The sequence below is a fragment of the Pseudomonas sp. B23(2017) genome, from assembly GCF_002113725.1.
Taxonomy (GTDB): domain Bacteria; phylum Pseudomonadota; class Gammaproteobacteria; order Pseudomonadales; family Pseudomonadaceae; genus Aquipseudomonas; species Aquipseudomonas putida_Z.
The window spans coordinates 201,620-222,692 of the sequence record NZ_NEJM01000005.1 but is presented as its reverse complement, the minus strand read 5'-3'; the positions used below and the strand labels follow the sequence as shown (position 1 = coordinate 222,692).

The 21,073-nt window shown below is 66.0% G+C and carries 17 protein-coding genes; 9 read left to right on the top strand and 8 right to left on the bottom strand.

Going from position 1 to position 21,073, the window contains the following annotated elements; genetic code table 11:
- Positions 1–3: 3 nt before the first annotated feature.
- Genes CAG46_RS11170 through CAG46_RS11155 form a run of 4 tightly spaced genes read left to right on the top strand, consistent with a single transcriptional unit; the run spans position 4 to position 4,060 of the window.
- Positions 4–792, top strand: coding sequence for a TIM barrel protein (locus CAG46_RS11170; RefSeq protein WP_085615548.1), 789 nt, complete (start codon positions 4–6; stop codon positions 790–792).
- The gene (locus tag CAG46_RS11165) at positions 785–1,735 is read left to right on the top strand and encodes a sugar kinase (protein ID WP_075045318.1); all 951 of its coding nucleotides are present in this window, start codon (positions 785–787) and stop codon (positions 1,733–1,735) included. Before CAG46_RS11170 ends, CAG46_RS11165 begins: the two co-directional genes overlap by 8 nt.
- A 58-nt stretch (positions 1,736–1,793) precedes the next feature.
- Entirely contained in the window at positions 1,794–3,086 is a 1,293-nt protein-coding gene (locus tag CAG46_RS11160; protein WP_054571847.1) for an MFS transporter, read from the top strand.
- A gap of 11 nt (positions 3,087–3,097) precedes the next feature.
- Entirely contained in the window at positions 3,098–4,060 is a 963-nt protein-coding gene (locus CAG46_RS11155; RefSeq protein WP_085615550.1) for a D-glycerate dehydrogenase, read from the top strand.
- A gap of 195 nt (positions 4,061–4,255) precedes the next feature.
- On the opposite strand, the gene CAG46_RS11150 is transcribed toward CAG46_RS11155, so the two are convergent.
- Entirely contained in the window at positions 4,256–5,560 is a 1,305-nt protein-coding gene (locus CAG46_RS11150) for an MFS transporter (RefSeq protein WP_063914168.1), read from the bottom strand.
- Positions 5,561–5,890: 330 nt separating this feature from the next.
- On the opposite strand from CAG46_RS11150, the gene CAG46_RS11145 reads away from it, so the two are divergent.
- The gene (locus CAG46_RS11145; RefSeq protein ID WP_025339272.1) at positions 5,891–6,766 is read left to right on the top strand and encodes an AEC family transporter; all 876 of its coding nucleotides are present in this window, start codon (positions 5,891–5,893) and stop codon (positions 6,764–6,766) included.
- Between the two features lie 117 nt (positions 6,767–6,883).
- Here the strand turns inward: CAG46_RS11145 and CAG46_RS11140 are convergent, their stop codons facing one another.
- From CAG46_RS11140 to CAG46_RS11125, 4 genes are all read right to left on the bottom strand, one after another.
- Complete coding sequence (locus CAG46_RS11140) at positions 6,884–7,477, bottom strand: hypothetical protein (RefSeq protein ID WP_025339271.1); 594 nt, start codon at positions 7,475–7,477, stop codon at positions 6,884–6,886.
- Positions 7,478–7,691: 214 nt separating this feature from the next.
- The gene (locus tag CAG46_RS11135; protein ID WP_084785191.1) at positions 7,692–8,825 is read right to left on the bottom strand and encodes an HlyD family secretion protein; all 1,134 of its coding nucleotides are present in this window, start codon (positions 8,823–8,825) and stop codon (positions 7,692–7,694) included.
- Positions 8,822–10,471, bottom strand: a complete 1,650-nt coding sequence (locus CAG46_RS11130) for an MFS transporter (RefSeq protein WP_085615552.1) — start codon at positions 10,469–10,471, stop codon at positions 8,822–8,824. The genes CAG46_RS11135 and CAG46_RS11130 overlap by 4 nt, the downstream gene beginning before the upstream one ends.
- A 728-nt stretch (positions 10,472–11,199) precedes the next feature.
- The gene (locus CAG46_RS11125; RefSeq protein WP_085615554.1) at positions 11,200–13,716 is read right to left on the bottom strand and encodes an excinuclease ABC subunit UvrA; all 2,517 of its coding nucleotides are present in this window, start codon (positions 13,714–13,716) and stop codon (positions 11,200–11,202) included.
- Between the two features lie 202 nt (positions 13,717–13,918).
- On the opposite strand from CAG46_RS11125, the gene CAG46_RS11120 reads away from it, so the two are divergent.
- The 4 genes from CAG46_RS11120 to CAG46_RS11105 all read left to right on the top strand — a co-directional run bounded on the left by CAG46_RS11120 (position 13,919) and on the right by CAG46_RS11105 (position 18,780).
- Positions 13,919–15,094 (top strand): M20 aminoacylase family protein, encoded by a 1,176-nt coding sequence (locus tag CAG46_RS11120; protein ID WP_085615556.1) that lies wholly within the window; start codon positions 13,919–13,921, stop codon positions 15,092–15,094.
- 82 nt (positions 15,095–15,176) lie between these two features.
- Positions 15,177–16,487, top strand: a complete 1,311-nt coding sequence (locus tag CAG46_RS11115; protein WP_015270478.1) for a citrate-proton symporter — start codon at positions 15,177–15,179, stop codon at positions 16,485–16,487.
- The gene (locus tag CAG46_RS11110; protein WP_178080700.1) at positions 16,487–17,941 is read left to right on the top strand and encodes an amidase; all 1,455 of its coding nucleotides are present in this window, start codon (positions 16,487–16,489) and stop codon (positions 17,939–17,941) included. The genes CAG46_RS11115 and CAG46_RS11110 overlap by 1 nt, the downstream gene beginning before the upstream one ends.
- A gap of 65 nt (positions 17,942–18,006) precedes the next feature.
- Entirely contained in the window at positions 18,007–18,780 is a 774-nt protein-coding gene (locus CAG46_RS11105) for an IclR family transcriptional regulator (RefSeq protein WP_085615560.1), read from the top strand.
- A gap of 147 nt (positions 18,781–18,927) precedes the next feature.
- Here CAG46_RS11105 and CAG46_RS11100 read toward each other — a convergent pair whose 3' ends face one another.
- The 3 genes from CAG46_RS11100 to CAG46_RS11090 all read right to left on the bottom strand — a co-directional run bounded on the left by CAG46_RS11100 (position 18,928) and on the right by CAG46_RS11090 (position 21,056).
- Positions 18,928–19,839 carry a LysR substrate-binding domain-containing protein gene (locus CAG46_RS11100; RefSeq protein ID WP_085615563.1) on the bottom strand — a complete coding sequence of 304 codons (912 nt, stop codon included), beginning with the start codon at positions 19,837–19,839 and terminating at the stop codon, positions 18,928–18,930.
- A 90-nt stretch (positions 19,840–19,929) separates the two neighbouring features.
- The gene (locus CAG46_RS11095) at positions 19,930–20,586 is read right to left on the bottom strand and encodes an HAD family phosphatase (protein ID WP_085615565.1); all 657 of its coding nucleotides are present in this window, start codon (positions 20,584–20,586) and stop codon (positions 19,930–19,932) included.
- 224 nt (positions 20,587–20,810) lie between these two features.
- The gene (locus CAG46_RS11090) at positions 20,811–21,056 is read right to left on the bottom strand and encodes a DUF2790 domain-containing protein (protein ID WP_084785190.1); all 246 of its coding nucleotides are present in this window, start codon (positions 21,054–21,056) and stop codon (positions 20,811–20,813) included.
- Between the last annotated feature and the right edge of the window lie 17 nt (positions 21,057–21,073).

Sequence of the window (21,073 nt, the reverse complement as noted above, 5' to 3'; positions counted from 1 at the left end):
ACAATGCACTCGAGCCCCGTTTCCATCAGCCTCTCCAGCTACGGCGCCGACTTTGTCCGGCAACGTGGCCAGGAGCAGTTCCTTGACCTGCTGGCTGCCGCTGGCGTTACCCGCGTGGAACTGCGCGAAGAACTGTTCACTCGTGCGCCGGACACTGCAGCGCTGGCTGCAGCCATTGCCGCGCTGCGCCTGGAGTGCCTGTATTCCACGCCCCTGGAGCTGTGGACCGCACAAGGCGAGCTTGACCCGCAATTGGCGCAAAAGCTGGAAACCGCCCGCGCCCTTGGCGCGGTAGCGCTCAAGGTTTCCCTGGGCCACTACCATGCGGGCTGTGACGTTGCGGCCTTGGCGACGCTGTTGCCGGCGCACGGGCCGTTGCTGCTGGTGGAGAACGACCAGACCGCGCAAGGTGGACGAATCGAACCCCTGCAGCAGTTTTTCCAGCGCGCCGACGAACTCGGGCTCAGCCTTGGCATGACCTTCGATATCGGTAACTGGCAGTGGCAGGGCGAGCCTGCCCGGCACGCCGCACGCCAGCTTGGTCGCTGGGTGCGCTATGTGCACTGCAAGGCCGTGCAGCGCCGGGCCGATGGCCGCCTGGTAGCCGTCCCGCCAGAGACTGCGGACCTGCAGGAGTGGGCCGAGCTGATGGCCGAGTTCACCCCCGGCGTGGTGCGTGCTGTCGAGTACCCGTTGGTGAGCGACGATCTGCTGGCGCTGACCCGTGCCCAGGTGCGCGACCTGGCGGCGCTGGGGCAGGGCGTATCGAGTGAGGAGCTGAGCCATGCATGAGCATGACGTGCTGTGTTTCGGCGAGACCATGGCCATGTTCGTCGCCGAGCAGGCCGGCGACCTGGCCAGTGTCGGCCAGTTCGGCAAGCGCATTGCCGGCGCCGACAGCAACGTGGCCATCGGCCTGGCGCGGCTGGGCTTCAAGGTCCGCTGGCTGAGCCGGGTGGGCGACGATTCGCTGGGCCGCTTCGTGCTCGACAGCCTGCGCCGCGAAGGCCTGGACTGCTCCGGCGTCGAGGTGGATGCCAGCTACCCCACCGGCTTCCAGCTCAAGGCCCGCTGCGATGACGGCAGCGACCCGGCGGTGGAGTACTTCCGCCGTGGCTCGGCGGCCAGCCGGCTGTCGCCGGCGTTGCTGCGCCCGGGCTCTTTGCAGGCCCGCCACCTGCACGCCACCGGCATCCCGCCGGCGCTGTCGGAGGGCTGCCGGGCGCTGTCGCATGCGTTGATGGACGCCATGCGTGCCGCCGGGCGCAGCATCTCGTTCGACCCCAACCTGCGCCCCTCGCTGTGGCCTGACCAAAGCAGCATGGTGCGCGAAGTCAATGCCCTGGCGGCCAAGGCCGACTGGGTTCTGCCAGGCCTGGAAGAGGGCCGCCTGCTGACCGGCCAGCACACCCCGGCAGACATCGCCGCGTTTTACCTCGACCAAGGGGTGGAACTGGTGGTGATCAAGCTGGGCGACGCCGGTGCCTACTTCCGCAGCGCCAAAGGTGAAGGCCAGGTGGCGCCAGTGCCGGTCAGCCATGTGGTGGACACCGTTGGCGCCGGCGATGCCTTTGCCGTCGGCGTGCTCAGTGCTCTGCTGGAGGGCCACCCGGTAGCCGAGGCAGTGGCGCGTGGCAACTGGTGCGGCAGCCGCGCCGTGCAATCGCGTGGCGACATGGAAGGGCTGCCGCTGCGCCATGAGCTGCAAGCCCACGACCTGCGCAGAAGCGCGTGAACACTTGACCCCGAAACACCTGTTGCAACAAAAACAACAAGCTCAGGAGAAACGAACCATGCAAAGCCAAAGCCTGGCACCTCGCCGCTGGTGGTACATCATCCCGATCGTGTTCTTCACCTATAGCCTGGCGTACCTGGACCGCGCCAACTACGGGTTCGCCGCCGCTTCCGGCATGGCTGAAGACCTGCACATCACCCCCGCACTGTCTTCGCTGCTGGGGGCACTGTTCTTCCTTGGTTACTTCTTCTTCCAGGTGCCTGGCGCCATCTACGCCGAAAAGCGCAGCGTGAAGAAGCTGATCTTTGTCTGCCTGATCCTCTGGGGTGGCCTTGCCACGCTCACTGGCGTGGTCAGCAACGTCTACATGCTGATCGGCATCCGCTTCCTGCTCGGGGTGGTGGAGGCGGCGGTGATGCCGGCCATGCTGGTGTACCTGTGCCACTGGTTCACCCGCGCCGAGCGTTCGCGCGCCAATACCTTCCTGATCCTCGGCAACCCGGTGACTATCCTGTGGATGTCGGTGGTGTCGGGCTACCTGGTCAAGCATTACGACTGGCGCTGGATGTTCATCATCGAGGGCCTGCCCGCGGTCATCTGGGCGTTCTTCTGGTGGCGCCTGGTGGATGACCGCCCGGCCCAGGTGAACTGGCTGAGCGAGCAGGAGAAGGCCGCCCTGGAGCAGGCGCTGGCTGCCGAGCAGCAAGGTATCAAGCCGGTGAAGAACTACCGCGAGGCGTTCCGCTCGCCGCAAGTGATCATCCTTTCGCTGCAGTACTTCTGCTGGAGCATCGGTGTGTATGGCTTCGTGCTGTGGTTGCCGTCGATCCTCAAGCAGGCGGCCAACCTCGACATCGTGCAGGCCGGCTGGCTGTCGTCGGTACCTTACCTGGCGGCGGTGCTGGGCATGGTCGGTGTGTCGTGGGCGTCCGACCGCCTGCAGAAGCGCAAGCGCTTCGTCTGGCCACCACTGCTGATTGCCGCCGTTGCGTTCTATGGCTCGTACGCCCTGGGCAGCGAGCACTTCTGGCTGTCGTACGCGTTACTGGTGGTCGCCGGCGCCTGCATGTACGCACCCTATGGCCCGTTCTTCGCGATCGTGCCCGAGATACTGCCGGCCAACGTCGCGGGCGGTGCCATGGCGCTGATCAACAGCATGGGCGCGCTGGGCTCGTTCGGTGGCTCGTGGCTGGTGGGTTACCTCAATGGCGTCACGGGCGGGCCTGGTGCCTCCTACCTGTTCATGTGCGGTGCGCTGCTGGCCGCAGTGGCGCTTACCGCCGCACTCAATACTTCCCAGACATCCGGCCGGGCCAAGCGCGGCAACTCGCGCCTGGCCATGAACCATTAGGAACCTGTGCAATGAAGAAGCGAATCGTCCTGTACAAACGCCTGTCCGACGACTTGATGGCACGCCTGCAAGAGCGCGTCGAGGTGACCTGGGTGGACACCTCCGGGCCCGATGGCCTGGCGCGCCTGCGCGATGCCTTGCCGGGGGCGCACGGGCTGCTGGGGGCCAGCCTGCGCCTGGACGCCAGCCTGCTCGACCTGGCGCCACAGCTTGAAGTGGTGTCCAGCGTTTCGGTCGGCGTGGACAACTACGACATCGCCGAGCTCAGCCGTCGTGGCGTGATGTTGACCAACACCCCCGACGTGCTGACCGAAACCACCGCCGACACGGGCTTTGCCCTGATCCTGGCCACCGCCAGGCGGGTGGTGGAGCTGGCGAACTGGGTGCGAGACGGGAACTGGCAGGCCAACCTCGGCCCGGCGCATTTCGGCAGCGATGTGCACGGCAAGACGCTGGGCATCGTCGGCATGGGCCGCATCGGCGAGGCCCTGGCCCGGCGTGCCGCGGCCGGCTTCGGCATGCGTGTGCTGTATCACAGTCAGCGTGCCAAGCCTGAGGTGGAGGCGCGCCATGCGGCGCGCCAATGCAGCCTGGACGAGCTGTTGCAGCAGGCGGATTTCGTTTGCCTGACCGTGCCGCTGAGTGCCAGTACCGAAGGCCTGATCGGCGCGCGGGAGCTGGCGCTGATGAAGCCGCAGGCAATCCTGGTGAACATTTCCCGCGGGCGCGTGGTGGATGAGCCGGCGCTGATCGACGCGTTGCGTGCCCGGCGCATCCGCGGCGCCGGCCTGGATGTGTTCGTGCAGGAGCCGTTGCCGGCGCAGTCGCCGTTGTTGCAGCTGGACAACGTGGTGGCGACCCCGCATATCGGCTCGGCGACCGAGGAAACCCGTCAGGCCATGGCGCGCTGTGCGGTGGACAACCTGCTCAGTGCCCTGGCTGGTGAGCGCCCGGCCAACCTGGTGAATGGCTAAAGCCAGATCAACAAACCTGCGCGGCCCCTGTGGGAGCGGGTTTACCCGCGAAGCAGGCAATGCGGTGGATGGCGCCGGCTGCGCCGGTGTTCGCGGGCGCGCCCGCTCCCACAGGTATGGCGCATTCCTTCAGCTGATGGGCACCCTGTGGGAGCGGCCTTGTGTCGCGAAAGGGCTGCAGGGCAGCCCCCGGAGTCAATGCGATTCTGAACGCTGCGCCTGCGCTGGCGCAGCACTCTCCACCGGCTCCAGCGGCGGGTGCTCCTGCGCCGCATGCATCAGGTCTTCGGTCACCCGCAGCTCGGCACCGGTCGGCGAGAAGGTGGTCGAAGCGGTGAACGGGGCCGGGTGCTCTGCCGCCGGGCGCTTGCCACGGCGCCACATGAAGAAGCACACCATGGCCAGGTTGACCACGGCAAAGGCCCAGAACAACCCGGCCTCGCCAAACTCGGTCATCATCGGCGAAATGGCCACCGGCGCCATGGCCGAACCCAGCGAGTTGATCAGCAGCAGGCCTTGGATCATCGGCACCAGTGCATCCGATGGCGCCCGGTCGGCCGCATGGCTGACCGCCACCGGGTACAGGGTGAACACGCCACCACCCAGCAGGAACAGCATCGCCGGCAGCAGGATCGAGTCCGACGGCAGGAACACCGTGACCAGCGACAGCAGCACGCACAGCGCGGCCAGGGCGATCAGCACATCCTGGCGGTCCTTGCGGTCGGACCAGCGTCCGACCGGGTATTGCAGCAGCATGGCACCAAGAATCACCCAGGCCATCATGTTGCCGACCTCGCCCACATCCAGGCCGATGCGCTGCAGGTACAGCGGCAGCAAGGCATAGATGCCGGCAATGGCCACACCCGAACCGAAGCAGCCGACCAGGCCCGATGGCGCAACGCCCAGCAGCTGGCGCGGCTTGAGCGGTTCGACCTGGTCCAGCAGTGGCGACACCCGCGGCAGGATCACGATGGGCAGTACCGACAGGGCGGCGAGCACGCCGGCCAGCATGAACGGTGCGGTGTCACCCATGTGGGTGATTTCGCCAAGGCCGGCCTGGGCGATGACCCCGGCGCCGTAGAAGGCGATCATGTACAGCGCCAGCAGGCGGCCGCGGATCTTGGCGTCACCGGCCAGCAGCAGCCAGCTTTCGATCACCAGGAACACGCCCACTGCCGCCCAGCCGTTGATCAGGCGCAGCACCGACCACCAGGTGACGTCGTAGAACAGGCCTTGCAGCAGGATGGTCACGGCGATCAGCGAGGCGAAGCTGGTATAGGCGCGGATATGGCCGATGCGCAGGATCAGCCGGTCGTTGAAGATGGCACCCAGGGTCAGGCCGATGAAGTAGGTCGAGGAGACCACACCGATGGTGGTGGCCGACTCGCCGGCAGCGCCCAGGCGCAGGGTGGTAAGGGAAGACATGAAGCCGTTGCCCAGGGCAATGATGAACAGCCCGAGCAGGGGCGCCAGCGCCATGGCCAGCAAACGCGGAGACATAGGTACCTCTAGTTGGATGAGCGGAATGAGCGCCTTTTCGGACGCGCACACCGGCTCGACCCGAACGGGGCCGAGGGGCTGCACGGATGTGCCTGGGCTGGATGCGACGCTGCCGGTTGCCACCGTTCAAGGCGACGGGCGAAAAGGAAGCGCGATTCTACGGGCTTGCGCGGTTTTGCCCAAGGGGCTTGGGTGTGCGACGAGACGCCGCAGTCTGTGGGCGACACGAATGCGTCTTGGGCGGACATCCCGGGGCCGCTTTGCGGCCCAATCGCCGGCAATCCCGCAGACTGCGGCATAATGCGGGGCCCACCCCCAAGGAAGGCCCCCATGTTCGCTTCGCTGTTCGCCGTCCTGGCCCCGGTTTTCATCGTCGCCGGCATCGGCTATGCCTGGGCCCGCAAGGGCCTGGACTACCCCACCGAATTCATCGCCCGGGTGGTGATGACCGTCGGCACCCCGTCGCTGGTGCTGTCCACGCTCAGCCGCACCGAACTGGACCCGACCGCCTTTACCAGCATGGCCATGGCCTGCCTGCTGTGCACCCTGGGCATGGCCCTGGCCGGCTTGCTGGTGTGCCGCGCTTCGGGCATGCACTGGCGTGTGCTGTTGCCGGCGTTCATGTTCCCCAACACCGGCAACATGGGCCTGCCGATCAGCCTGTACGCCTTTGGCGAACACGGCCTGGCCCTGGCAGTGGCGTTCTTCCTGACCCTGTCGATCGTGCAGTTCACCCTCGGCATGGCCATTTCCGGAACTGCGGCTTCGCTCAAGGCACTGCTGCGCAACCCCATCGTGATCAGCCTGGCCGGCGCCATGCCGATCATCTTTCTCGATTTCGAGTTGCCGCGCTGGCTGGCCAATACCGCAGACCTGCTGGGCGGCATGACCATCCCGCTGATGTTGCTGACACTGGGTGTGTCGCTGGCCAGCATTCGCCTGCGCCATGTGGGCAGCGGCATGCTGCTGGGCGGTTTGCGCATTGGTCTGGGGGCTGCCGTGGGCTGGGCGGTAGGTGCGGCGCTGGGCATGGGCAGCCTGGAGCGTGCGGTGCTGGTGGTGCAGTCGGCGATGCCGGTGGCGGTGTTCAACTACCTGATGGCGGTGCGCGCCAACCGCGAACCGGAGCAAGTGGCGAACCTGGTGATGTGTTCTACGGTGCTGTCGTTTGCCTGGTTGCCGGTGGTGCTGGCTTGGTGGATGTAAGTCTGTACCGGCCCTTTCGCGGGTAAACCCGCTCCCACAGGTACTGCGCAGGTCTCAAGGCCTGTGATGGACCTGTGGGAGCGGGTTTACCCGCGAAGAGGCCGGCACGGCAAACGGCTATTTCTCCTGCAACCGCCACCCCTGGCTGGTCAGCACCATCGCCCGGGTTTCCTTGAGCGGCGTGTCATTGCTGGCCACCGCCTTGCCCAGTTCGGCAATGCTGGCCTTGACCCCATCATCCCCGGCCCACGCCGGTAACCCAGTGATCTTGTAGGCATAGGTCACATTCGACATCTTCTGCCCGGTCGCCTCGCTCGGTTCACTGAACTGCTCGATGGCAGTGACCTGCGCCTTGCCGAAGCACAGCCCGTTATCCGCCTTGTAATACTTGCGGCCTTCGTCGGTGAGGTCATAGGCGTAGTAGATGTCCGTGCGTGCCGCTTGCCACAGGCGGGCGGGCACCTCGGTGCGCGAGATCTCCTTTTCGCTGACCACACCTACCTGGGCCAGGGCATGCAACGCCTTGTTGGTGCCATGGAGGTCGAAGTCCTGGGTCTTGGTCGGGAATGAACTGATGACGAAGCAGTGCGGGTACTGGGTATCGAGGTAGGCCTGGGCGGCCTTCTGGAAACTGGCCTCGCTGGTGTCCTCGCTGTTCGAGCAACCGGCCAGGGTTGCCAACAGCGCCAGCGGCACGATCTTCCTGTACATGGTGACACTTCCTTGAGTGACAAAGGCAAACGGGTCGTGCGCGATTAGAACCTACGGGCTAGAGCGGCGCAATCATGGCAAGACGGCATCTCTGCATGATCTTCGCTGGCCTCTTCGCGGGTAAACCCGCTCCCACAGGTATTGCACAGTTTTCAAGACCTGTGGTGAACCTGTGGGAGCGGGTTTACCCGCGAAGAGGCCAGTGGCAACAACATCAATCCTGGCTGCGAGTATCGATACTGACCACCACCGACATCCCCGGCCGCAAGCGCCGAGCCTCCGGCTGGTCGGCATCCACGGTGATCCGCACCGGTATGCGCTGGGCAATCTTGACGAAGTTGCCGGTGGCATTGTCCGCCTGCAGCAAGGCGAACTCCGAGCCGGTGGCCGGTGAGATCTGCTGCACGTGCCCATGCAGCTTCAGGTGGTTCAGCGCATCCACGGTAAAACTCACCGGCTGGCCAATGCGCACATCGGCCATCTGGGTTTCCTTCATGTTGGCGATCACCCACAGGGTGTCGGGCACCAGCGCCATCAACTGCGCACCGGAATTGACATAGGCCCCCAGGCGCGTGCCGATCTGCCCCAGCTGGCCGTCGCGCGGGGCGGTGACGCGGGTGTTGTCGAGGTCGATGCGGGCCAGTTCCACGGCGGCCTTGGCGTTTTCCACCGAGGCCTCCAGCGCGGCCCGGTTGACCACCACGGTTTCGCGGTCCTGGCGGGCGATTTCCAGTGCCGCCTTGGCCTGGGCCAGGCTGGCGACCGCAGCGGCTTCGCTGGCCCGGGCCAGGTCCAGGTCGCGCCGTGACACCGAGCCGTCGCTGACCAGCGCCTGGTTGCGGCCGAGGTCGGCCCTGGCCTTGGTTGCCTGGGCGGCGGCATCGCCGATGGCGGCTTGGCGCTGGGCAATGGTGGCTTCGGCACTGTTGCGCTGCTGCAGGTTGTTGGCCAGGGCCGCCTGTTGCTGCTGCAGCTGGGCGATGGCCTGGGCCAGGCGTTGCTTGTAGATGCGGTCGTCCAGTTGCACCAGCAGGTCGCCGGCCTTGACGAACTGGAAGTCATGCACCGGCACATCGACGATATAGCCGCTCAACTGCGGCCCGATGATGGTCACCTGGCCGCGCACCAGGGCGTTCTCGGTGCTTTCGATGGCGCTGCTGAATGGCGGCAGGCGCCAGGCATACAGCACCAGCAGGATGCCGGCCAGGGCCACGCAGGCGAAGCTGATCGACGACAGGATCCGCACCCGCCGCGAACGCACCGGGCTGGTCGGCTCGCTGGGCGGCGTGGCGCCTTCCGGGGTTTCGGCGATGGCAGTGGTGGTCGTGGTGCGGGTGTCGTCGGTCATCGGGTGGGCGCGCCGGGGGTGGAGTCAGGGGAAATGGCCCGGCGTTTGGTGTGCCAGAGCCAGGTACTACGGATGCAGATCCAGATCATGGTCAGAATAGCGATGCTGCCGATCAGCACGAACACATCGTTGTAGGCCATGATATTCGCCTCGCGGGTGGCGGCACTGGCCAGCAGGCGCATGCCGGCTTCGCTGCGCAGGGCCGGGTCGGCGATGATGCCGCCGTAGCCGGCACCGCCACTTTGCACGCGGGCCGTGACCAAGGGTTCCAGGTAGCTGAGGCGGTCCATCAGGTGGCTGGAGTGGAATTTTTCCCGCCAGGTCTGGAAGGTGCCCAGCAGTGCCGCGCCAATCAGGCCGCCGAGGTTGTTGCAGATGCCGAACAGCACCGAGAAACTCACCAGGTTGCGCGGGTTGGCGCGCACATGGCTGATGCCAAGGGCCATGGACGGGCCGAGGAAGAAGGTGCTGCCGAACGCCAGCAGGAACTGGCTGAGGTACATCTGTGCCGGGCGGGTGAGGTTGCTCGAACTGCTGTCCATGAAGGCGCCGGTGGCCATGGCCAGCAGCGAGATGAACAGCGGGATCACCAGGTGGTTGGGGTTGATGGTGAAGGCACTGCTGGCCAGGCCGGCCACCGCGCCCAGCAGCATGACCGCGTACAGCGTGCGCATCTGCTCGCTGCCCAGGTTCAGCGCCTGCAGGAAGCCGACCGCCCCGGTGGACTGCTCCGAGGTGACCATGCGAATCAGCACCACGCACAGGGCCAGGCGAATGATCGCGCCGCTGCCCAGCCAGCGGGTCATCAGCAGCGGGTTCTGGCGGTTGTGCTCGATGGCCAGGCCGCTGAAGATCAGCGCGATCGAGGCCGCCAGGGCCATGCCGATCCAGGGCGCCTCCAGCCACCAGTCGATACGCCCGAGTGACAGCACGGCGCACAGCAGCGCGGTGCCACTGGCCATCAGCGAGAAGGTGAGAAAGTCCAGCGGCTCGAAGGTCTTGAAGCGGTCACCGGGGGGCAGCTTGAGCATCAGCACGCAGCCCAGCGCGGCCAGCGCCAGGCCCAGTTCGAACAGGTACAGGCCGCGCCATTCGGCGATCTGCAGCAGGTCTTCGGAAAATATCCGTGCCAGCGGCAACGCCAGCTGCGAGGCGCCCAGGCCAAGCACCATCGCCTTCAGCCGCCATTGCGCCGGGAACGCCTGGATCATGTAGTACAGCCCCAGCGAGCTGAGCGCGGCTCCGACCATGCCATGCGCTGCCCGCACGGCGATGGCCGAGTTTAGGTCGTTGACCAGCAGGTGGGCGAAGGTGACCAGGGCATAGAGCACCAGGAACACCTCGGTGAACGCGCGCAGGCCGAATTGCTGGCGGAACTTCACCAACAGCAGGTTGATGGACACGTTGGTCATTACATAGGCGGCCGGCAGCCAGGCCATTTCCGCGGTGGTTGCACCCAGCGCTCCTTGCAGGAACACAAGGTTGGCGGTGACCAGCGCGTTGCCCAGGCCACCGGTGATCGCCACCAGCAGCCCGACCACGCCGTAGGCCAGGCGTTTGGCGGGCGTGTGCAGGGGCGTGGAGGGGGAGCCCGGCAGGCTGGGTTTTTCGTGGGGGAGCCACTGGCGGGGGGCGTATTTGTCCATGGGGCAGACTGTACTTCAGCGGCCGTTGCAAAAAAACAGTCTACAGCCTGCACCGGCCTCTTCGCGGGTAAACCCGCTCCCACAGGGTCACCACAGATCTTGCAAGCTGTGCGGTACCTGTGGGAGCCAGAGGTTCATCACAGATCTTGCAAATCTGTGCAGTACCTGTGGGAGCTAGAGGTTCACCACAGATCTTGCAAGCTGTGCGGTACCTGTGGGAGCCAGAGGTTCACCACAGATCTTGCAAGCTGTGCGGTACCTGTGGGAGCCAGAGGTTCACCACAGATCTTGCAAAGCTGTGCGGTACCTGTGGGAGCCAGAGGTTCACCACAGATCTTGCAAGCTGTGCGGTACCTGTGGGAGCCAGAGGTTCACCACAGATCTTGCAAAGCTGTGCGGTACCTGTGGGAGCCAGAGGTTCACCACAGATCTTGCAAGCTGTGCGGTACCTGTGGGAGCCAGAGGTTCACCACAGATCTTGCAAAGCTGTGCGGTACCTGTGGGAGCCAGAGGTTCACCACAGATCTTGCAAGCTGTGCGGTACCTGTGGGAGCCAGAGGTTCACCACAGATCTTGCAAAGCTGTGCAGTACCTGTGGGAGCCAGAGGTTCACCACAGATCTTGCAAAGCTGTGCAGTACCTGTGGGAGCCAGAGGTTCACCACAGATCTTGCAAGCTGTGCAGTACCTGTGGGAGCGGGTTTACCCGCGAAGGGGCCGGTGCAGGCGCTACAAGGCCTTGGCCAGAAACTCCGCCGTGCGGCTTTCAGCACACCCGGCGACCACCTGTGGCGTGCCGCTGACCACCACCTGGCCCCCGGCATCCCCGGCCCCAGGCCCGATGTCGATCACCCAGTCGCTCTGCGCCACCACTCGCATGTCATGCTCGACCACCACCACGCTGTGCCCGCCATCGACCAGGCGGTTGAGCTGCACCAGCAGCCGGTCGATGTCCTGCGGGTGCAAGCCGTTGGTGGGTTCGTCCAGTACATACAGCGTCGCCCCGCGGGCCATGCGTTGCAGCTCGGTGGCCAGCTTGATGCGCTGCGCCTCGCCGCCGGACAGTTCGGTGGCCGGCTGGCCCAGGCGCAGATAGCCCAGGCCGATGTCCTGCAGCACCTGCAGGCAGCGCCGCGCCGCTGGCTGTTCGGCGAACACCAGCAGGGCCTGGTCGACCGTCAGCTGCAGCACCTGCGCAATGTTCATGCCCTGCCAGCTCACCGCCAGGGTTTCCGGGTTGTAGCGGGCGCCATGGCAGGTCGGGCAGGGCGCATAGACGCTGGGCATGAACAGCAACTCGACGCTGACGAAGCCTTCGCCCTCGCAGTTCTCGCAGCGCCCCTTGGCAACGTTGAAGGAGAAACGCCCGGCATCGAAGCCTTTTGCCTTGGCCTGTTCGGTGGCGGCGAACAACTTGCGCACATGGTCGAACAGGCCGGTGTAGGTGGCCAGGTTGGAGCGGGGCGTACGGCCGATCGGCTTCTGGTCGACCTGCACCAGGCGCCTGATGCTGCCAAGGCCAGCGCTCACATGCCCGCCGCTGGCCTGTTCAGGTTCATCTTCCAGGCTCTGCTCTTCGGGCTCGTTGCGTTGGGCGGCATGGCCCAGGTGCGCACCCACCAGCTCCAGCAGCGCCTGGCTGACCAGGCTCGACTTGCCCGAACCGGAAATACCGGTAACGGCGGTAAAACAGCCCAGCGGGAATTGTGCACTGAGGTTGTTCAGGTTGTTGCGGCTGATGCCTTCGAGCTTCAGCCAGTCGTGGGCCTGGCGGAGCGTGCGCGTGGTCTGGGCCGGTGCACTGAACAGGTAGGCCCGGGTGCTCGACTGCTCGACCTGGGCCAGGCCCGTGGGCGGCCCGCTGTAGAGGATGGTGCCGCCATGCTCGCCAGCGGCAGGCCCTACATCCACCAGCCAGTCGGCGCGGCGCATGGTGTCCAGGTCGTGTTCCACCACATAGACCGAGTTGCCCGCATGCTTCAGGCGCTGCAGCGCCTCGAACAGGGCTTCGCTGTCGGCCGGGTGCAAACCGGCCGAAGGCTCGTCGAGCACGTAGATCACGCCAAACAACTGCGAGTTCAGCTGGGTGGCCAGGCGCAGGCGTTGCAGCTCGCCAGAGGACAGGGTCGGGGTGCTGCGCTCCAGGGCCAGGTAGCCCAGGCCGAGGTCGAGCAGGGTGTCGATGCGTTCGAGCAGTTCGTTGGCGATGCGTTGGGCAGCCAGGCGCTTTTCCAGGGTCAGGTCGTCCTGCTGTTGTGCCAGGTAATCTGCTGCCGCCACCTTGCGCAATACCTCGGCCAGCGCCTGCAGCGACAGGTGCGACAGCTCGGCGATATCCAGGCCGGCGAAGGTCACCCCCAGGGCCTCGCGCTTCAGGCGCTTGCCCTGGCACAGCGGGCACGGGCTGGGGCGCATGAACTGGGCAACGCGCTTGCGCATCTGCGCGCTTTGCGAGTGCATGAAGGTGTGCAGCACGTAACGCCGGGCACCCATGAACGTGCCCTGGTAGCTGGGCTCTAGCTTGCGCTTGAGGGCGGCGCGGGTCTGCGCCGGGGTCAGCCCGGCATACACCGGCGCGGTGGGCGTTTCTTCGGTGAACAGGATCCAGTCACGCTGCGCCTGTGGCAGGTCGCGCCAGGGGGTATCGACGTCATAGCCCAGCGTCACCAGGATGTCGCGCAGGTTCTGCCCCTGCCAGGCCATCGGCCACGCAGCCACGGCGCGCTCGCGGATGGTCAGCGACGGGTCGGGGACCATGGTCGCTTCGTTCACTTCGTAGACCCGGCCCATGCCATGGCATTCCGGGCAGGCGCCCTGCGGCGTGTTGGGCGAGAAATCCTCGGCATACAGCATCGCCTGGCCGGCCGGGTAGTGGCCGGCGCGGGAGTAGAGCATGCGGATCGAACTGGACAGGGTGGTCACGCTGCCCACCGAGGAACGTGCACTCGGCGTGCCGCGTTGCTGCTGCAGGGCCACGGCCGGGGGCAGGCCTTCGATGGCGTCGACGTCCGGCACGCCGACCTGGTCGATCAGGCGCCGGGCATAGGGCGCGACCGATTCGAAGTAGCGGCGCTGGGCTTCGGCGTAGAGGGTGGAGAAGGCCAGCGAGGACTTGCCCGAGCCGGACACGCCGGTGAACACCACCAGAGCGTCACGGGGGATATCGACATCGATGTTCTTGAGGTTGTGCTCGCGGGCGCCACGGACGCGTATGAAACCGGTGGGGGTGGTGGGGCGTGGGGGCATGACGCAGTCCTTGGCTTTGGCTGAACAGTGCGTTCAAGGTAACAGCAAAGGCACGACTTTGTGTTCCACCGTGTGAAACCAGATTCGATTGTGCTCCCAGCTTCCTCGCGCTTATCTGTCAGCCAAGCACGACCTGCCTTACCCGTCGTGACCTCAAGGCGAACAACAAGAACGGGAATCCACCCGCGCGAGGAGACTCTACATGTCCCGACATCAGCACATCCTGGCCTGGCTGAACGATGTGGCCAGCGACCTGCACGCAATCCGTCACGATATCCACGCTCACCCGGAACTGGGCTTCGAAGAAAGCCGCACTTCGGCGCTGGTTGCCCGACTGCTCGAAGAATGGGGCTATGAAGTGCACACCGGTATCGGCAAGACCGGCGTGGTCGGCGGACTGCGCAATGGCAGCAGCCCACGCCGCCTGGGCCTGCGCGCCGACATGGATGCGCTGCCCATCCACGAGGCTACCGGCGCCGCGTACAGCAGCCAGCACCAGGGCTGCATGCACGCCTGCGGCCATGACGGGCATACCACCATGCTGCTTGGCGCCGCGCGCTACCTGGCGGCGACCCGGCAGTTCGACGGGACACTGACACTGATCTTCCAGCCGGCCGAAGAGGGCCAGGGTGGTGCCGAGGCGATGCTGGCCGATGGTTTGCTGGAGCGCTTCCCTTGCGATGCACTGTTCGGCATGCACAACATGCCCGGGCTGCCGGCGGGGCACCTGGGCTTCCGCGAAGGGCCGATGATGGCCTCGCAAGACCTGCTCACGGTGACCCTCGACGGGGTTGGTGGCCATGGCTCGATGCCGCACCTGACCGTCGACCCGCTGGTGGCGGCGGCCAGTGTGGTAATGGCCCTGCAAACCGTGGTGGCGCGCAATATCGATGCGCAGGAGGCGGCCGTGGTTACCGTCGGCGCCTTGCAGGCCGGCGAAGCGGCCAACGTGATCCCGCAGCAGGCGCTGCTGCGCCTGAGCCTGCGCGCGCTGAACGCCGAGGTGCGGGCGCAGACCCTGGAGCGGGTGCGGGCGATTATCGTCAGCCAGGCCGAGAGCTTTGGCTGCAGCGCCACCATCGAACACCGCCCGGCCTACCCGGTGTTGGTCAACCATGCCGCGGAAAACGCCTTCGCCCGGCAGGTGGGAGTGGAATTGCTCGGTGCCGAGGCAGTGGATGGCAACACCCGCAAGCTGATGGGCAGCGAAGACTTCGCCTGGATGCTGCAACGCTGCCCCGGCGCCTACCTGTTCATCGGCAATGGCGTATCGCGGCCGATGGTGCACAACCCGGCTTACGACTTCAACGACGACATCCTGCTGACCGGCGCCGCCTACTGGGGCGCGCTGGCAGAGCGCTGGCTCGCGCCCGCCTGACCTTTCCTTTTGACGACTGCCGCTGGAACCCGGGCGCGACTGCGCCTGGGCGATCACCCAATCATTGTGTGGAGTGTTTCCTATGCAGACTTCGAGCACCGGCGTGTCGCGTACCCGGCAAGTGGTCGCCGCCGTCATCGGCAACGCCCTGGAGTGGTATGACTTTATCGTGTACGGCTTTCTGGCCAGCATCATCGCCCGCCAGTTCTTCCCCTCCGACGACGAATACGCCTCGCTGCTGATGGCCCTGGCCACCTTCGGCGTCGGCTTTTTCATGCGCCCGGTGGGCGGCGTGCTGCTGGGCATGTATTCCGACCGCAAGGGCCGCAAGGCGGCGATGCAGATGATCATCCGGCTGATGACCGTGTCCATTGCCATGATCGCCTTCGCCCCCGACTACCTGGCCATCGGCATGGCCGCGCCGATGCTGATCGTGGTGGCGCGCATGCTGCAAGGTTTTGCCACCGGCGGCGAGTACGCCAGCGCCACGGCCTTCCTGGTGGAGAGCGCGCCGGCCCACCGCAAGGGCCTGTACGGCTCGTGGCAGCTGGTGGGGCAGTGCCTGGCGGTGTTCTCCGGGGCGGCGATGGTGGCCCTAGTCACCCACTTGTGCACGCCTGCGGCGCTGGACAGCTGGGGCTGGCGTATCCCGTTCGTGCTCGGCCTGCTGATCGGCCCGGTGGGGCTGTGGATTCGCAAGCACATGGAAGAGCCCGAGGAATTCATCGAGGCGCGCCGCCAGGCCAAGGGCCAGTCGCCCAGCCTGTGGCAGGTGCTGCGTGAGCACCGGCGCAGCCTGTTGGTATCGATGGGCCTGGCCTGTGGCGCGACGGTGTCGTTCTACGTGGTGCTGGTGAACATGCCGACCTTCGCCCACAAGAACCTCGGCCTGCCGCTGGACCAGGTGCTGCTGGTGCAGATGCTTGCGGTTGGGCTGATGACCGTGGTGATCCCGCTGTCCGGGGCGTTGTCTGACCGGCTGGGGCGGCGCCCGGTGCTGATGGCCTTCACCCTGGCGTTCTTCGTCATGGTCTACCCGTTGTATGTGTGGGTGGCTGCCGCGCCGTCGCTGGAGCGCCTGCTGGTGATGCAACTGCTGTTGTGCACCGCCATCGGTGGCTTCTTCGGGCCGGCGCCCACGGCCCTGGCCGAGCAGTTCCCGGTCGAGGTGCGTTCTACCGGTGTGTCGGTGGCCTATAACGTGGCGGTGATGGTGTTCGGCGGCTTCGCCCCGTTGATCGTCACCTGGCTGAGCAAGGTGCTCGGTACCCCGGTGGCGCCGTCGTTCTATGTGCTGTTCGCCTGCCTGCTGACACTGCTGGGCACCTATTGCCTGAAGGAAGCCCCACGTGCGGGCAAGCCTGCCGCTTTCAACCTTGGAGTGAAACCGTGATGCCGCTAGCCATCGACCCCATCGTTGCCCTCGATGCCGAGGCATTGTCCCGGGCCATTCATGCCCGCCAGATGTCGTGCCGGGAGGTGATGCAGGCTTATCTGGCGCATATCGAACGCTTCAACCCGCAGGTCAATGCGCTGGTGTCGCTGCGCCCGGCCGAGGCACTGCTGGCCGAGGCCGATGAGCGTGACCGCGAGCTGGCTCGTGGCCATTCGCGCGGCTGGATGCATGGCATGCCCCAGGCGATCAAAGACCTGGCCGCCACAGCCGGGCTGCGCACCACGTTGGGCTCGCCGCTGTTCGCCGAGCAGGTGCCCGAGCAGGACGCGATCAGTGTGGCGCGGGTGCGGGCCAGTGGTGCGCTGATCGTGGGCAAGAGCAATGTGCCGGAATTCGGCCTTGGTTCGCAGACCTACAACACCCTGTTCGGCACCACCACCAACGCCTACGACCCGGGCAAGGTGGCCGGGGGCAGCAGCGGTGGGGCGGCGGCGGCGCTGGCCATGCGCCTGCTGCCGGTCGCCGACGGCAGCGACATGATGGGCTCGCTGCGCAACCCGGCGGCGTTCAACAACGTGTATGGCCTGCGCCCGTCGCAGGGCCGCGTACCCCACGGGCCGGCGCCGGAACTGTTCGTGCAGCAGCTGGCCACCGAGGGGCCGATGGGCCGCAGCGTGGTGGATGTGGCGCGGCTGTTGTCGACCCAGGCGGGCTTCGATGCGCGGGCGCCGTTGTCGCTGGGCGAGGGCCGGCGCGATTTTGCCGCCGGGTTGCAGCGCGATTTCCGCGGCGTGCGGGTTGGCTGGCTGGGCGACTACGACGGCTACCTGGCGATGGATGACGGGGTGCTGAGCCTGTGCGAAGCGGCCCTGGCAGACTTCGCCGAACTGGGCTGCCGGGTCGAAGCCTGCCAGCCGGCGTTCGACCTGGCGCGTTTGTGGCAATGCTGGCTGACCCATCGCCACTTCCTGGTGCACGGCAACCTCGCTGCGGCCTATGCCGACCCGGGCAAGCGCGCGCTGCTCAAGCCCGAGGCGCGGTGGGAGGTGGAGGGTGGCCTGCAACTGAGTGCGGCGGCGGTGTACCAGGCTTCGGAGGCCCGCAGCGACTGGTACCGCGCGCTGGGCAAGCTGTTCGAGCGTTACGATTACCTGCTGTTGCCATCGGCCCAGGTGTTCCCATTCGATGCACGGCAACCGTGGCCAACGGTGGTCGGCGGGCGGGCGATGGACACCTATCACCGCTGGATGGAAGTGGTGATTGGGCCGACCCTGGCCGGCTTGCCGAGCATCAGCGTACCGGTCGGTTTCAACGCTGCCGGGTTGCCCATGGGCCTGCAGATCATCGGCCCGGCCCAGGCCGACCATGCGGTGTTGCAGCTGGCCCATGCCCATGAACAGCTCACCCGTTGGGTTGCGCGGCGCCCACCCCAGAGCCTGCAAGCGCCATGAAACCGCTGGGCAGGCGCGGATCTTGCTGGCTATCCTGAGCATCCAGCTACAGGGAGGTCACACTCATGGGCATCACGGCAGACAGTGGCGGCGTGCGTTCGGTGGAGCGGGCGCTGGCCATCGTCGACCTGCTGGGCGAACACCAGGCGCTGGGCCTGGAAGAACTGCATTACCTGACGGCGCTGCCCAAGGCCACGGTGTCGCGCATGCTCGCCACCTTGCAGGAGCAAGGCTGGGTCTACCGCGGCCTCAGCGACCGGCGTTACCGGCTGTGCGCGCGGCGCCTGTTCGGTGACCGCCAGCTGCGTTTCAAGCGGCGCCTGGTGGAGCACGCCGCACCCATGTTGCTGGAGTTGAGCGAGCGCACCGGGTTGGTGGTTGACCTGTCATGTTTCGACGGCGAGCGGCTGGAGGTGATGGAAAGCGCCATCCCCCAGGTATTGCGCAAGCGCTACCCGCACACCTGCCAGATCGTCGGCCATCATGCCAGCCTGTTCCACTCGGCGATGGGGCGGGCATGCCTGGGTGAGTTGGCGGTCGATGAAGTGCAGCGCCTGGCGGCCCATGCGCGGGTGGGCGACGAGACGGTGCTGCGCGACATCGAGGAGGAAGCGAACAAGGGCTTCGGCCAGCGCACCGAAGGGCACTGGGAGTACCCGGTGCGCTTGCCGTTCCTGATCCGCGCGATAGCCCTGCCGGTGCATGCCGAAGGGCGCCTGGCCGGGAGCATTGCCTTGCACTGGCCGCTGGACCAGGCGCCGGTGGAGCGGGTGTTGAACCTGCACCTGAACAGCCTGGCTACAACGGTGGGGGAGGTGCAGCGGGCCTTGCTGGTTTGAGTCAGCCTGCACCGGCCTCTTCGCGGGTAAACCCGCTCCCACAGGGTAAGTGCATTGCCCGAGGCTTGCTCGGTACCTGTGGGAGCGGGTTCACCCGCGAAGAGGCCAGTGCAGCAAACAACAAAAGAGGCTGTGTTCCGAGGCCCCTCAGCGCTCCAGGCTGTACATCCGGCATTCTGCCAGCAACGCCAGCAGGTTGGGCTCCCGCTCCCGCGCCTTCAAGAACACCACGCCGATATGCTGCTGCAAGCGATATTGCGGCTTCAGGGCAATCAACCTGACCCGGTTTTCGTACACCGCCGCGATACGCCCGGGCAGCAGGGCAAAGCCCACGCCCGAGCTGACCATGCTCAGCAGGGTGAAGATATCGTTCACCTGCATGGCCACCTTGGGTTCGAAGCCGGCCTGCTGGAACACCCGGGCGCCATCGCGGTGGGTGGCAAAGCCCTGGGTCAGGGTGATGAAGGTGGAGTCGGCCAGGTCGGCCAGGTCCACTTCGGCCTGCTCGGCGAAGGGTGAATCGATGGGCACGGCAAGGAAGATATCGTCGGAGAACAGCGGCAGCTGCTCGCAGGCCGGGTCGCTGACGCTTTCGTCGAGCGACACGAGGATGGCCTCCAGCTCGTGGTTCTTCAGGCGCTGCAGCAGGTCGACGTTGGAGCCCAGGGTCAGGTCGATGTTGAGTTCGCTGCGGCGCAGCTTGAGGCCCATGACCAGCTTGGGCACGGTTTTCACCGTCAGCGAGTAGAGCGCGCCCAGGCGGAAGCGTTCGGCGTAGAAGCCGGCGGCCTCGCGGGTAAGGCGGACCATCTGCTCGGCGTCCTGGATCAGCTGGCGGGCTTTTTTTTCCAGCACGTAGGCGCTTTCCAGCGGGATCAGCTGGCGGCCTTCGTGCTTGAACAGCGGGCAGCGCAGTGCGCTTTCCAGCGAGTGGATGGCACGGTGCACGCTGACAGCACTGGTGGCCAGCTCGACGGCGGCGCGGCCGAGGTTGCCGGTGCGCATGAAGGCGAGGAAGGTTTCCAGCTTCTTGAGGGTCAGTTCTTCGTCGATCAGCATGGGGGCCTAGGGTTTACGGCTTGGGGGTTATGGTGGGTTTGAGATCGAGCGCCGCCCGCGCGGCACTCGATCTCAAACCCACCACATACCTCAAGCCCGACGCTCGATCAACGCCCACAACGCCGGGTCGTTGAAATCATCGATCACCAACCCGGCCCCCGCCGCCAGCAACCGCTCCGGCGTCTGTGTAGTGGCTACGCCCACGGTAAAGATCCCCGCGCCACTCGCTGCCGCCACCCCCGGCAGCGAATCCTCGAAGGCCAGTGCCTGCCCGGCCTCGGCACCCAGCCGCTGCAACCCGGTCAGGTAGGGCAGCGGGTCCGGCTTGGGCCGTGCCAGTTCCTCGGCCACCAGCACATGCTCGAAGCGCTGGCCCAGCCCCATGGCGTTCAACATGTGCTCGGCGTTCAGCCGCGGTGCGTTGGTCACCACGCACATGCCGATGTCATGAGCCCGGGCATGTTCCAGCAGGCGCACAAGGCCCGGCATAGGCTCGAGAGCCGGCGACATGTCGCGGAACAGCGCCTCCTTGCGGTCGGCCAGCTCCTGGCACTGCTCGGCACTGGCACCGGCAAACAGCTCGGCGAACAGCTCGCCGTTGGCGCGGCCGCTGACCTGGGCATCGAACTGCGCCTGGCTCAGCTCGCGGCCGTCATGCTCGCGCAGCAGTTGGCGAAAGGCCTGCAGGTGCAAGGTGTCAGTGTCGGTGAGGGTTCCGTCGAGGTCGAACAGCAGGGCAGTCAGCATTGGGTATCCAGGTCCAAAATCATGGGCGGGCCAGAAGGGAGATTCTTTGCCTTTGGAGTCACGTGAACTTCGCGACTCCCTGAGTGTACTGGAGTACGGCAGCCTTGGCAGAGCTGTGCTCGAACGCGAGGTTGGCGCCTGCGCGTCGAGTCAGCAACTGCCAAAGCTGGAAAGCCAACCGAGTAACCGGCCGTTGGCACGCTCCGGCTTTCGAAGTTTGGTCATCAGTTCTGGTTGGCGGAGGTGGCTGGGCGCAGGTAGCTGATCTTCTGCACCTTGCCGTCGCTGTCACGGTAGGTGAGGGTGGCGGTGTCGGCGTGGTCGGTGGCGTGGCCCGAGGCCTCCACCGCGATCACTTGGGCGATATCCAGGTTCATGCCGTACTGGTACGGGGAGGCGGTCTGGGCGAAGGCGCCGACGCTGCTGCCAAAGGTCAGGGTGGCGATGGCGATTGCTTTGATGAAGGTCATGATCATGCTCCGTTAGC